Genomic DNA, 12,203 nt, shown 5'->3' with positions numbered 1-12,203 from the left:
TTGGAAAATGAAGCAATTTTTAAAATGTATATTATTCCTGAGCATTTCCATCGGTCCGGCCTATTTACACGCCCAGGATCATATTTATTCTCAGTTTTTCAATGCCCCATTATATCTTAACCCCTCTCTGACCGGACAGTTCGACGGGGATTTCAGGGTGAATATGATTTACCGGAACCAATGGACAGGACTTAGCGGTACCCTTTCTTATCTTCATGCCTCGGCCGACCTGAACATCCCGCGTCTGGAAGGTGGTTTAGGCCTGCAATTTAACCGCAGTACTGAAGGGACCGCCTATCTGTTGAAAAACAATGTCGCAGCTACTTATTCCTATAGCGTCGGGGGTGATAATTTTGTGCTGTCTTTTGGCATTCAGGCCGGATTCACCAACAGACAGATCGACTGGAGCAAACTGGTTTTCTCAGACCAGATAGATAACCGCCTGGGTTATATCCCCGGTAGTGTAAGCTCGGCCGAACCTCCTGCCCAGTCCCAAAAATTTTACTTTGATCCGGGCGGAGGTATAAACCTGGTCTTCCGGAACTTTATGGGTGGTATCGCGCTGCATCATATTAATCAGCCGGACGAATCTTTTAGCGGCGCCCAGGCTAAATTACCTATGCTGATTACAGGTAATGCCAGTTACCGGGTTCCGCTGACACAAAGTTATACCTATGGTGTGGACGAAGGCTCTTACCTGATTCCATCTATCGTTTATTACAAGCAGGGCAATGTATCCTCTATGAGTGCCGGGGCACAATATAAACGCAAAGGGGTAAATGCAGGGCTCTGGTACCGGACTGCAGGGGAAGGCGGCCCCGATGCTTTTGTAGTCTCATTGATCTTTGACATCTTCACCGGTTACCGGAACGGGGAAAAACTCAGGTTCGGGATCAGTCATGATGTGACCATCTCAAAAATCAATTACACTAATACCAACGGGACTACAGAAGCTAGCGTCGGATATCAGAAGTATTTTCAAAACAGCTCCAGTTATAACAAATTTAATGGGCTGAGGTGTTATGACTTCTACTAGTACAGGATAAAGACTCTGATATTCTTTCAGTATATTTATCTTTTTGATGAGAATGGAACAATTAATTGAAGGCAGTCACTTTATTACCCAGAGTGAAGTATATAAATTTTTACTTACTATAGTACTCTGCGGGCTCATTGGAACAGAACGTGAGTTAAGGGCTAAACAGGCAGGATTGAAAACCATGATTATGATTGGTCTGGGTTCTACCTTATTCACTATTTTATCTATTAAAATTGGTTCTGCGGGCACCCCCGACCGGATCGCGTCTAACATTGTGACAGGTATAGGTTTCCTTGGGGCTGGTGTCATTTTCAAAGAAGATAACCGGATTAAAGGTTTAACCACAGCCTGTGTGATCTGGATTGTTGCCGCTATTGGTATGGCTGTTGGAGCTGGTTATACAGAGCAGTCTATCGGGGTCACGATTGTGGTTTTGCTAGCCCTTATTTTCTTTCCTTATGTCGAAGAAATGGTACAGAACAGATCCACCTCAAGGGAATACAAAATCGTCAAAAAATATGAAAACGAAGGACTGGACGATTATGAAGAACACTTCAAAGTAGCTGGCTTAAAGTTAAACCGCGGACAGCAAAAGCTGTCGGATGGAATTATCAGCGGTAGCTGGACAGCCGTTGGCAGCCCTGAAAATCATAAATTATTTGTCGATCACATCCTTCAGGATGAAAAAATCCTCGAATTTCAGTTTTAACCTCCCTTTATTCATCATAACTATTTAGCTTTGCATTATGCATAGAGAACAAATCTCCGTATTTGATATTTTTAAAATTGGGATAGGCCCGTCAAGTTCACATACTCTCGGACCATGGAGAGCCGCCCAACAGTTTACCGCTTCCTTAAACAGTCACCATTTATTGAATGAGGTGGAACAAATAAAAATATTGTTATATGGTTCTCTTGCAAAAACTGGTCATGGCCACGGTACTGACATCGCTATTCTGTTAGGAATGGTAGGAGCTGACCCAGTCACATTTGATGTCAATGCCATTGACTCTACCATCGAATCAATTAAAACAGAACAACATTTATTACTGGGTGGCATCCGTCCTATAACTTTCAGCTATACAGAGGACCTCATTTTCTTATTTAATGAAAGCCTGCCTTTCCATCCCAATGCTGTTACCTTTCAGGCATTCCTGAATAATGGTAAAGCATTTTCTGAAACGTATTACTCTATCGGTGGCGGCTTCGTCGTAAAAGAAGGCGAAAACGGAGGAGATAAAGAACAGGTGGAACTACCCTTTCCTGTTGAGGTTGCAGGAGACCTGTTACACTGGTGTCTGACTACAGGCCTGAAAGTCTCTGAAGTAGTCATGGAAAATGAACTGATGTGGCGTCCGGAAGCAGAGACCAAACGCGGGATCCTCGAGCATTTCAAAGTTATGAAAGAATGTACTTTCCGTGGCTGTCATACAGGGGGCTTTTTACCAGGCGGATTAAACGTTGGCCGCAGGGCTGCTTCACTAAATAAAAAATTAATTGCCGACAGGCCCTATACAGATTATGAAAGCTGGATTGAAGCAATCCGGGCTGGCGGAAACAGTTTTAACTATACGCTCGACTGGGTAAGTTGTTTTGCTTTGGCAGTCAATGAAGAGAATGCTTCATTCGGCCGGGTAGTTACAGCACCTACCAATGGAGCAGCAGGGGTTATCCCAGCTGTACTGCAATACTATATTGCTTTCTGCGATGGTTTCCATGAAGCAAAAATCATACAATTTATAGCCTGCGCTTCTGAAATCGGAAGTATTTTCAAAAAAGGGGCAACTATATCTGCCGCGATGGGTGGCTGTCAGGCTGAAATCGGCGTATCTTCTGCAATGGCTGCCGCAGCATTAACTGAATGTATGGGCGGTTCTCAGCGACAAGTAATGATGGCCGCAGAAATAGCTATGGAACATCATTTAGGCTTAACCTGTGACCCTATCGGTGGACTGGTTCAGATCCCTTGTATTGAAAGGAACACAATGGGCGCGATTAAAGCGATCACTGCAAGTCAGCTGGCGCTTCAGAGTAACCCGGATAAAGCAAAAGTAAGTTTGGGTGCAGTTGTCAACACCATGTGGGAAACCGCACTGGATATGAATTCTAAATATAAAGAAACTTCGGACGGCGGACTGGCGACTAATATCCCGATCAGCTTACCTGAATGTTAATCCTTATTTAAAACTCGAAATAACGACCGGAATAAGGTTATTTGCCCAGTTTTTATACATATTTCCCGAAGGATGGAGCCCGTCAGAAGCAACCAGTAAAGGGTTAGCTGATGCATCTCTTGAACCAGGGGTAATATCTGTGAAGCTGGCTCCGGCATCTAGTGCTTCCTCTTTACCCACAGCATTAAATGCATCAATTTCACTGGAGGTGGCACCGAGGTCTCTTCCGCTTTGTTTACCAAATGGCGTGGCTCCCCAATCTGGTATAGAGACTACAAATACATGTGTTTTATCTCCCCCGGCAAAAGAGATCGCAGTTTGTAGCAGTTCCCGGAACTCTGTACGGTAGGTATCTATCGGGTATCCCCTGTATTGATTATTCACGCCAATGAGTAAGGTGACAAAGTCAAATTTTGCACTCAGGCCTTCAGCCTTTATAGCCGCTTGCAACTCGTCTGTAGTCCATCCTGTTTTGGCTATAATTTCAGGCACAGCTACATTTAATCCTTGTTTACTCAAACCTGCACTCAGCTGGTAAGGGAAACTCTGATCCTGGCTTACTGCTTCTCCGATCGTATAGGAATCTCCAAGAGCCAGGTAGGTCAGTTGCTTTGTCTTTACTGGGGGTATGTTAGTGTTATTCATGCCATTCATTGTGCTTTTTTCACATCCCAGCAGAAAAATCAGCAAGACAAAAATTGTCGTTAACTTCATTTAGAAATCTACGGGAATAATGAGTTATTGGATGTTGAAGTTACTGATTTCAGGAGTTCTCAATGAACAACAGGCGTAAAAATTTTAAACAGATAACTGATCATAATGATTGATCCTGTAATCATAAACAGCACATTAATCAGTATTTTACTTTTCGACCCCCAGAAATAGTTGGCGGACAGACCAATGATCAGGGTCAGCAGGATAGGAACTGTCGGGGGATACAAATGAAAACTTTCCTGAAAATTTCCTTTGAGTAAGGCCAGTAAAGAACGCTGGAAACCACAGCCGGGACAATCATAACCGGTAAGATACTTAAAAGGACAGGGAAGCAGATAATGATCCGCTTTCTCCAGTAAAAAAGAGAAAGCGGATAATATAAATATTTTAGGCATACTAAATTTAAGCCTCTGGTGGAGTCGGAGGTTGATTAAAAGGATTGTTGCCAAAAGGGTTATTTTGTCCGAATGGGTTATTCGGGCCAAAACCTTGTGCTTCTCTAGCAGATGGGCCAAGGTACCTGGCATCGGTAAATCCTAATAAAGGATAAAATATAAATGGCAGAATTACCAGCCCAACAGTAAATCCTTCGGTTTTACCAAAACTTTTAGCCAGAAGGTTAAGAGACCAGATATAAAAAACGATGTTCGTACATGGAAGGATTAACCATAAAATCCAGATGGTAGGTTTGCCGATAATCTCCAATATGATAATCAGATTGTAAATTGGTATGATGGCTGCCCATCCCGGTTTTCCGGCTTTCTCAAAGGTTTTCCACATACCAGCTACAGCCAGTACGATAAAAACCAGATACATTGTTCCTCCGAATATGCCTACGCCGGCTGATACTGCAGAAGATGCTGAAGAGTTATAATCCATAATTTATTTTTTTAGTTTATGGTAAGATAAGGAAAAAATAAATTATTTGTTTTAGAAAAATTAATTGGATAACAATTACTTAACGTAGATCCATTTGAAATAAAGCAGCAATATGTTTTTTGAGCACATTTTTCACTTCAGACAATTTTAATTCGTGACCAAGCTCACGCTGCATAGAGGTTACATCCTTATCATCTATCCCACAGGGAATTATATTTTTAAAATAATCCAGGTCTGCATTTACGTTAAAGGCAAAGCCATGCATAGTGACCCACCGGCTGCAACGTACGCCTAAAGCACATATTTTCCTGGCTTTTTCGTTATCTGCATCGAGCCACACACCGGTAAATCCCGGATATCTGCCCGCAGCAATCCCATAATCATTTAAAGTCAGGATCACCGCTTCTTCAAGCGTTCTCAGATATAAATGGATATCGGTAAAAAAATTATCCAGGTCAAGGATAGGATAACCCACTATCTGACCAGGCCCGTGATAGGTAATATCCCCGCCCCTGTTAGTTTTATAAAATGTAGCATGTTTTTCTTCCAGTCCTTTTTCATCCAGTAAAAGATATTCCTGATGACCACTTTTCCCCAGAGTATAAACATGCGGATGTTCACAGAACACGAGGAAATTTGGTGTTTCTTCGGTTGTTTCATTCGTACGGTTACTTGTTTTAATAGCAATAGTATCCTTAAAAATAAGTTCCTGACTGTTCCATGCCTCCTGATAATCCACTAACCCCCAATCAACAAATTTTACTTTTTTATTCATTTCTATTCAAATTAAGCAACTACGTAACCTAACATATACCCATCTGCCGTTTTAAAATAATTGGCCTCCAGGCTTTTTGTTCCCTCAGGCAAATCCACGCTGGCCGTCAGCGATCCTTCTTCTTTCAGATCAAATGGCTGTATATGGATGTCCCTTCTGAATTCCAGTCCTTTTTTACCATACCATTTATAAATAGCTTCTTTTACACACCAGCAAGCATACAATGCATCGGTATCGTCTTTGACATGGGCCAGTTCGGGTGCTGACAGGAACTTATGGCTGATACGATGGATCTTGGGCTTGATCAGTTCAATATCTACCCCTACCGCTCTGTTTTTGCTGATCATTACAGCGGCGTAATCAAAAGAATGACTCAGCGAAATACTGGAAGCAGAATTAACCAGATAAGGTTTCCCATGTTCGTCCATCCGGCAGTCGATATAATCTGCTGTATTCAGCATCGTCCGTAAAAGCAACCTGGTACTCAGCCAGTGCAGCAGGCGTTTACCATTATTCAGGGTAGCCAGAAAATCAAGCTCATGAGCCTTTAACTGCAGGCCGGAGATCAGGTCTTCTTCCCGTTCTTCGATTTTCCACACCGCAAGTGTAGTCTGATCGTCAACATCTTTATTATAGATTACAGGCATCGTATTTAAAAAATCAATGCAAAAGTATCTTAAATTAATCATAATTTCGCCCAAAGACTTTACGAGCTATTACAAATGATACTTTCCGATAAGCGTATTCTAGAAGAAATTGACAGGGGAACAATAATTATTGAGCCCTTTAACCCCAACTGTTTAGGCACAAATTCCTACGATGTTCATCTTGGGAAATACCTGGCAACCTATACTGACAGGGTACTTGACGCCAAAGCGCATAATAAAATTCAGCATTTTGAAATCCCTAAAGATGGTTTTGTTTTACAGCCGGGTACTTTATATCTGGGCGTAACACTTGAATATACGGAGACGCATGCCCATGTTCCTTTCCTTGAAGGAAAATCAAGTACCGGACGTTTAGGAATCGATATCCACGCTACGGCCGGAAAAGGGGATGTAGGCTTTTGCAATACCTGGACACTGGAAATTTCGTGTGCACAGCCTGTAAGGATTTATGCAGGTATGCCTATCGGACAATTGATCTATTTTGCAGTAGAAGGAGATATTGAGAAAATGTACAACGCAAAAGACGATGCAAAATATAGCAACAAAACTACCAAGCCTGTAGAGAGCATGATGTGGAAGAACAGCTTTTAAAATTGCATGAATTGATATAGCATTTGAGCCTCAATATCCCTATATTGAGGCTCTATTCTTTTGCTATATTTATGAAAACCAAATTACTGTATGTATCTGTCCTGCTACTGGCATGTGCTTCTTTTTTCGCATTCCGCTTAGCAGATGACCCTTTCGAGGCCCTTCTGAAAAAACTTACTGATTATAGTAACGATCACCCGGTGGAAAAAGTCCATCTGCATCTGGACAAACCGTATTATGCAATCGGGGATAATATCTGGTTTAAAGCCTATGTGACCGACGGCCGGACTGATGAACTTTCCAAAATCAGTAACATTTTATATGTAGAACTGATTAATGAAAATGACTCTGTCAAGAAACAGATTAAACTTCCGCTGGAATCCGGTCTGAGCTGGGGTGATTTCAAATTAGCGGATACGCTAGCCGAGGGAAATTACAGGATCAGGGCTTATACGCAATGGATGAGAAATGCCGGTCCTGATTATTTCTATGATAAAACGATTAAAATAGGCAATGCCTGGTCAAACAAAGTTTTAGTCAATACCAATTATACATACAACAAAAAAGATAATGAAGAAAATGTAAATGCTGCAATTACATTCAAAGACAAACAGGGAAATCCTTATGCAAACCTTCCTGTTGCTTATAGTGTGCAGCTGAATGATAAAACGGTAGAAAGAGGAAAAGCGACAACCAACGCACAGGGCGAGGTTAGCCTTTCTTTTAATAATCCTAAAAAAACTCCGCTGATCAAAGGACAGATCACTGCCACACTAACTTTAGCCAGCAAAGAAAAGGTAGTTAAAACTATTCCGGTTAAGACACTGTCATCTGCTGTTTCTGTCCAGTTTTTCCCTGAAAGCGGAAACCTCGTTCAGGAACTTCCTTCAAGGATTGGTATCAAAGCTATTAATTCGTCCGGCCTGGGAGAAGATGTTACAGGGACTATAATGGACAATGATAACGCAGAAATTCTTTCTTTCAGCACAACTCATCAGGGAATGGGTAGTTTGATCTTAAATCCACAGCCTGGTAAAAGTTATACCGCCAGAATTAAGTTAAAAGATGGTTCAGCGCAGACCGTTGCCTTACCCCAGGTATTGCCTGCGGGTTATGTGCTGACAGTAAATAATACGGATACGACTAAACTCAATGCGAAATTGATTGTCAGTGAATCTTTGTTAAATAAAGGAGAGCTGAAATTGGTTATCCAGCATAATAATACTGTTCTCTCGGTATTAAAAACAAATACCTCAAAACAACTGACCACATTTTCACTGAATAAAAAAGACCTGCCTTCGGGTATCATCCATTTCACTTTATTTAATACGGAAAATATTCCGGTTTGTGAACGCCTGGCTTTTGTCACTAATCCCGTTGAACAAATAGAGCTGAATGTACAGAACCTGAAAGATTCTTACGGCATAAGACAAAATGTGCCTTTGGAGTTCAGGGCTACTGACGGAGGGAAACCCAGTATCGGCAGCTTTTCTATTGCAGTTACCAATTCTAATATTGTTACCCCTGATCCTGACAATGAGAGTAATATCCTGACTTCTTTATTACTGACTGCTGATTTAAAGGGATATATCGAAAAACCCAACCAATATTTCAGGGATAATACGAAGGAAACACGGGAGAATTTAGAGCTATTGATGCTGACGCAAGGCTGGAGCAGGTTATTGTGGAAAGACATCATGGGAAATACTGCCGCGCAACCACCTGTATTTCAGGCCGAAAAATCTTTAAAGATCAGTGGCATGGTCACCACCCCGGGTGGAAAACCAATAGTAAAAGGTAAGGTTTCTCTATTTTCAAGTGCCGGTGGTTTCTTTATGATTGATACCTTAACTGATGACAAAGGCCGCTTTAATTTTGATAACCTGGCTTTTGGGGATAGTACAAAGTTTATTGTTCAGGCCCGCAATGCGAAAGACAAGAAATTTGTGGAGATCAAACTGGATCAGGTTGCCGGACAGATCGTTACTAAAAATAAAAATACTGGCGATATTGAGGTTAATGTCAATGAGGCTATACAAGGTTATATCCTGAAAAGTGAAGGTTATTTTAATGACCTGATGAAAAGAGGTTTACTGGAACGTAGTTTCACGCTTGACCAGGTAAATATTACGCAAAAGAAAATCCAGGCAAAGAATTCAGCCAATTTAAATGGGGCCGGACATGCAGACTTTATTCTCAAAGCCTCTGACCTGTCTTATTGTATTAACTTATCCCAGTGTCTCCAAGGCAGGGTAGCAGGTTTAAGTATCCGTGACGGAAAAGCATACTTGTTGAGGAATAATGGTACCCCGATGCAGATCATTATAGACGGAACAAATGTCGGGGATGATTTTCTGGACAATATACAACCAATGGATGTGGAAACTATAGAGGTTCTGAAAAGCATTGGTAATACTGCAATATATGGCATGCGCGGAGGCGGGGGAATACTCGTCATTACCACTAAAAGAGGTGGAGGAGCCGCCATTACAAGATATGCACCCGGAATTATCACTACTACGGCTTCCGGGTATTATCCTGTACGACAGTTTTACTCTCCTAAATATGATACCGGGCAGGCAATCAGGGCAGCAGATCTGCGAACTACCGTGTACTGGAACCCTCATCTGATCACAGATGCTAATGGGTCTGGTAAATTTAATTTCTACAATACAGACGAACCGGGCACTTATAGAGTTGTTATAGAAGGAATCAATGTTGAAGGCCATCTGGCCAGAAAAGTATTTACTTACGACGTAAAATAAAAAAGATATGAATACCATAAATGTGACCATCAAAGATCGTTTAGCACTGATCACACTAAACCGCGGAAAGTCTAATGCCCTGAACAGGGAAATGATCACCGAGCTGAATGATATACTGCATAATATCTCCAATGATGACAATATTGGCGGAGTGATCATTACAGGAAGAGAGCACTTCTTTTCAGCCGGACTGGACCTGATCGAGCTCTTTGGTTATAATGAAGAAGAGATCAAATCTTTCTGGCACCTGTTCCTGGATTTCACAGCTAAAATCACTGCTTTTAAAAAACCACTGGTGGCTGCAATCAATGGTCACTCCCCTGCTGGCGGATGTGTTATTGCGCTGGCCTGTGATGCCAGGGTTATGGCCGAAGGGAAATATATCATCGGACTGAATGAAGTTCCTGTAGGGATCATTGTACCGCAAAGTATTTTTGACCTGTACGCCTTCTGGTTAGGTAAAGGTAATGCGACAAGAAGTTTACTGGAAGGTAAACTGTTTAGTCCGGAAGAAGCTTTAAATATTGGCCTGGTTGACGAACTGGTTAATCCGGATAGTATTATGACTGCTGCTGAACGCAGGATAAGAAAATACATGGCGCTGGAACCGAATACCTGGCAACAGAGTAAATTGAATATCCGCAAGGAACTGATCGCCGGAACAGCTGCTGATCAGACGGAAACACTTGAAGTTATGCTCGCTCAATGGTGGTCGCCGGCTACCAGAAATATTTTGAAAATGATTATTGATAACCTTCAAAAGAAATAAGTTATGTACAATCAACCGATGTTAAGAGATGATGCTTTAAAGGGCAAAACAATTGTAGTTACCGGAGGCGGTACCGGTTTGGGTAAAGCTATGGGTACTTACTTCCTGAAATTGGGTGCAAATTTAGTGATCACGAGCAGAAAAGCTGATGTATTGCAAAAAACTGCCGAAGAACTGGAAAAAGAAACAGGTGGAAAGGTACTTGCAGTAACCTGCGATGTCCGTGACTATGAGCAGGTCGAACATGTATTGGCCGAAACACTCAAAACTTTTGGCAGGGTGGACAGTCTGCTGAACAACGCAGCAGGAAATTTCATCTCTCCGACGGAACGTCTGTCGGCGAATGCTTTTTCTACGGTAATTGACATCGTTTTAAAAGGATCGGTAAACTGTACACTGGCATTTGGCAAACACTGGATCAAGGAAAAACAGGCTGCCAGCATTTTAAATATTGTCACTACTTATGCTTTCACAGGATCTGCCTTTGTCGTGCCCTCAGCCTGTGCTAAAGGAGGGGTTTTAGCAATGACACGCTCTCTTGCGGTAGAATGGGGAAAATATGGGATCAGGACGAATGCCATTGCGCCGGGACCTTTTCCAACTAAAGGGGCATGGGAACGTTTACTTCCGGGAGACCTGGCAGAAAAATTTGATTTTAAAAACCGTGTTCCACTGAAACGTGTGGGTGAACATCAGGAACTGGCGAACCTTGCAGCATTTTTAGTGAGTGATTTTTCTGGCTATATCAACGGCGAGGTAATTAGCATTGACGGAGGTGAATGGCTACAGGGAGCCGGACAATTTAATGGTCTGGAAGCTATTCCTACAGAGATGTGGGATGCTTTTGAGCAAATGACCAGATCGGCTAAGGGCAGCTAATCAAACCCTTTCAGCAAAAATAATTTTAAAGCTGAATTATTTTTAATAATAGCTTATTTTTGTATCATGTCAACACAAACAAAAGAAGAAACATTTACGCTGGAAGAGATCTTAACCTCTCTTAAAACCTCCCACAGGCTCATTTTATGGAATGATGATGTAAATACCTTTGACCATGTGATCTTTTGTATGACAAAATATCTTGACTATACAGACTCTCAGGCAGAGAAAATTGCCTGGGAAGTACATAATAAAGGCAAATGTGCAGTATTGGAAGGTTCTTTCACCGAAATGGAAGTTTACCGGAAAATACTTCAGCAGGAAGGATTAACTGTAACTGTGGATTAACCTTCGAGGTTATTAAACAGTACAGCTAATTCTTCCTGGGTTGTCTGGGTTCTGTCCCTGGCATACCACAGATGCAGCCGCTCTGCAAGTTCAAACATATCAGAGATTTCCATTTTCCATTCTCCTAAAAGGTGTTGAAGCACCTCAGGTCTCGGCCCCCATTTCGCCAGGAGTTCTCCCTGAGCATCGAGCACCAACAGAACCGGGATGGCTCTGCCACCATTAGTCAGATGTGCATCAATCAAAGGCAGGTTTTTATCTCTGAGTACAAAACGTAAAGAGAATTTATCAGGCGCAAGTTGTGTCATTTTATCAAACAACGGAACAATCTGCGCTGCGTCCCCACACCATCCTTCAGAAATCACGAGTAAAGATAGCTTGTTATTTAATTTATTAATGGCCTGTACAAAGTGTTCATTGAGGACAGCAGTCTTGTCTACTCTGTTCATCCGCTGCACATTCATCTTGCTGTAATGCAGCATGGCTTCACTATGATCATCTCCTGTTGTCTGTCCGTTTTTAAGCAGAGAATCAATTAAATCCCGGTACTGGACATAGCTTAATCCTTCATTCACAAAAATATTACTGTAATTACCCATAAT

14 protein-coding genes are annotated in these 12,203 nt (G+C 41.9%); 8 read left to right on the top strand and 6 right to left on the bottom strand.

Annotation, left to right across the window (positions count from 1 at the left end; genetic code table 11):
- Positions 1-7 precede the first annotated feature (7 nt).
- Genes HDF25_RS09590 through HDF25_RS09580 form a run of 3 tightly spaced genes read left to right on the top strand, consistent with a single transcriptional unit; the run spans position 8 to position 3,213 of the window.
- Positions 8-1,036: a PorP/SprF family type IX secretion system membrane protein gene (locus tag HDF25_RS09590; protein ID WP_184624523.1), complete on the top strand. Its 1,029-nt coding sequence runs from the start codon at positions 8-10 to the stop codon at positions 1,034-1,036.
- Between the two features lie 52 nt (positions 1,037-1,088).
- Entirely contained in the window at positions 1,089-1,748 is a 660-nt protein-coding gene (locus tag HDF25_RS09585) for an MgtC/SapB family protein (RefSeq protein WP_184624522.1), read from the top strand.
- A gap of 37 nt (positions 1,749-1,785) precedes the next feature.
- Complete coding sequence (locus tag HDF25_RS09580; protein ID WP_184624521.1) at positions 1,786-3,213, top strand: L-serine ammonia-lyase; 1,428 nt, start codon at positions 1,786-1,788, stop codon at positions 3,211-3,213.
- A gap of 3 nt (positions 3,214-3,216) precedes the next feature.
- Here HDF25_RS09580 and HDF25_RS09575 read toward each other — a convergent pair whose 3' ends face one another.
- The 5 genes from HDF25_RS09575 to HDF25_RS09555 all read right to left on the bottom strand — a co-directional run bounded on the left by HDF25_RS09575 (position 3,217) and on the right by HDF25_RS09555 (position 6,270).
- On the bottom strand, positions 3,217-3,927 hold the full coding sequence (locus tag HDF25_RS09575) for an SGNH/GDSL hydrolase family protein (RefSeq protein WP_184624520.1): 711 nt from the start codon (positions 3,925-3,927) through the stop codon (positions 3,217-3,219).
- Positions 3,928-3,986: 59 nt separating this feature from the next.
- Positions 3,987-4,322 (bottom strand): DUF2752 domain-containing protein, encoded by a 336-nt coding sequence (locus tag HDF25_RS09570; protein ID WP_184624519.1) that lies wholly within the window; start codon positions 4,320-4,322, stop codon positions 3,987-3,989.
- Positions 4,323-4,329: 7 nt separating this feature from the next.
- On the bottom strand, positions 4,330-4,806 hold the full coding sequence (locus HDF25_RS09565) for a DUF5684 domain-containing protein (protein ID WP_184624518.1): 477 nt from the start codon (positions 4,804-4,806) through the stop codon (positions 4,330-4,332).
- 79 nt (positions 4,807-4,885) lie between these two features.
- Positions 4,886-5,581 carry a lipoyl(octanoyl) transferase LipB gene (lipB, locus tag HDF25_RS09560; RefSeq protein WP_184624517.1) on the bottom strand — a complete coding sequence of 232 codons (696 nt, stop codon included), beginning with the start codon at positions 5,579-5,581 and terminating at the stop codon, positions 4,886-4,888.
- Positions 5,582-5,592: 11 nt separating this feature from the next.
- Positions 5,593-6,270, bottom strand: a complete 678-nt coding sequence (locus HDF25_RS09555) for a 4'-phosphopantetheinyl transferase family protein (protein WP_317618197.1) — start codon at positions 6,268-6,270, stop codon at positions 5,593-5,595.
- 33 nt (positions 6,271-6,303) lie between these two features.
- Between HDF25_RS09555 and dcd the strand changes: the two genes are divergently transcribed.
- From dcd to HDF25_RS09530, 5 genes are all read left to right on the top strand, one after another.
- Positions 6,304-6,840: a dCTP deaminase gene (gene dcd / locus HDF25_RS09550; protein ID WP_184624515.1), complete on the top strand. Its 537-nt coding sequence runs from the start codon at positions 6,304-6,306 to the stop codon at positions 6,838-6,840.
- Between the two features lie 71 nt (positions 6,841-6,911).
- Positions 6,912-9,605 (top strand): TonB-dependent receptor, encoded by a 2,694-nt coding sequence (locus HDF25_RS09545; RefSeq protein WP_184624514.1) that lies wholly within the window; start codon positions 6,912-6,914, stop codon positions 9,603-9,605.
- Between the two features lie 7 nt (positions 9,606-9,612).
- Positions 9,613-10,374 (top strand): enoyl-CoA hydratase/isomerase family protein, encoded by a 762-nt coding sequence (locus tag HDF25_RS09540; protein ID WP_184624513.1) that lies wholly within the window; start codon positions 9,613-9,615, stop codon positions 10,372-10,374.
- A 3-nt stretch (positions 10,375-10,377) separates the two neighbouring features.
- The gene (locus HDF25_RS09535) at positions 10,378-11,253 is read left to right on the top strand and encodes an SDR family oxidoreductase (RefSeq protein ID WP_184624512.1); all 876 of its coding nucleotides are present in this window, start codon (positions 10,378-10,380) and stop codon (positions 11,251-11,253) included.
- A 66-nt stretch (positions 11,254-11,319) separates the two neighbouring features.
- Positions 11,320-11,601, top strand: coding sequence for an ATP-dependent Clp protease adaptor ClpS (locus HDF25_RS09530; RefSeq protein ID WP_184624511.1), 282 nt, complete (start codon positions 11,320-11,322; stop codon positions 11,599-11,601).
- On the opposite strand, the gene HDF25_RS09525 is transcribed toward HDF25_RS09530, so the two are convergent.
- Entirely contained in the window at positions 11,598-12,200 is a 603-nt protein-coding gene (locus HDF25_RS09525) for a thioredoxin family protein (RefSeq protein WP_184624510.1), read from the bottom strand. The two genes, HDF25_RS09530 and HDF25_RS09525, sit on opposite strands and share 4 nt — an antisense overlap.
- Positions 12,201-12,203: the final 3 nt, after the last annotated feature.

Source organism: Pedobacter cryoconitis (genome assembly GCF_014207135.1).
GTDB classification, from domain to species: Bacteria; Bacteroidota; Bacteroidia; order Sphingobacteriales; family Sphingobacteriaceae; genus Pedobacter; species Pedobacter cryoconitis_D.
This window is presented reverse-complemented; position numbering and strand designations above follow the sequence as displayed.

What these genes read in the sequence shown, in the direction of transcription:
- HDF25_RS09590 (WP_184624523.1), top strand. Translation starts at nt 8, where the DNA reads ATGAAGCAATTTTTAAAATGTATATTATTCCTGAGCATTTCCATCGGT.
- HDF25_RS09585 (WP_184624522.1), top strand. Translation starts at nt 1,089, where the DNA reads ATGGAACAATTAATTGAAGGCAGTCACTTTATTACCCAGAGTGAAGTA.
- HDF25_RS09580 (WP_184624521.1), top strand. Translation starts at nt 1,786, where the DNA reads ATGCATAGAGAACAAATCTCCGTATTTGATATTTTTAAAATTGGGATA.
- HDF25_RS09575 (WP_184624520.1), bottom strand. Translation starts at nt 3,927, where the DNA reads ATGAAGTTAACGACAATTTTTGTCTTGCTGATTTTTCTGCTGGGATGT.
- HDF25_RS09570 (WP_184624519.1), bottom strand. Translation starts at nt 4,322, where the DNA reads ATGCCTAAAATATTTATATTATCCGCTTTCTCTTTTTTACTGGAGAAA.
- HDF25_RS09565 (WP_184624518.1), bottom strand. Translation starts at nt 4,806, where the DNA reads ATGGATTATAACTCTTCAGCATCTTCTGCAGTATCAGCCGGCGTAGGC.
- lipB (WP_184624517.1), bottom strand. Translation starts at nt 5,581, where the DNA reads ATGAATAAAAAAGTAAAATTTGTTGATTGGGGGTTAGTGGATTATCAG.
- HDF25_RS09555 (WP_317618197.1), bottom strand. Translation starts at nt 6,270, where the DNA reads ATGATTAATTTAAGATACTTTTGCATTGATTTTTTAAATACGATGCCT.
- dcd (WP_184624515.1), top strand. Translation starts at nt 6,304, where the DNA reads ATGATACTTTCCGATAAGCGTATTCTAGAAGAAATTGACAGGGGAACA.
- HDF25_RS09545 (WP_184624514.1), top strand. Translation starts at nt 6,912, where the DNA reads ATGAAAACCAAATTACTGTATGTATCTGTCCTGCTACTGGCATGTGCT.
- HDF25_RS09540 (WP_184624513.1), top strand. Translation starts at nt 9,613, where the DNA reads ATGAATACCATAAATGTGACCATCAAAGATCGTTTAGCACTGATCACA.
- HDF25_RS09535 (WP_184624512.1), top strand. Translation starts at nt 10,378, where the DNA reads ATGTACAATCAACCGATGTTAAGAGATGATGCTTTAAAGGGCAAAACA.
- HDF25_RS09530 (WP_184624511.1), top strand. Translation starts at nt 11,320, where the DNA reads ATGTCAACACAAACAAAAGAAGAAACATTTACGCTGGAAGAGATCTTA.
- HDF25_RS09525 (WP_184624510.1), bottom strand. Translation starts at nt 12,200, where the DNA reads ATGGGTAATTACAGTAATATTTTTGTGAATGAAGGATTAAGCTATGTC.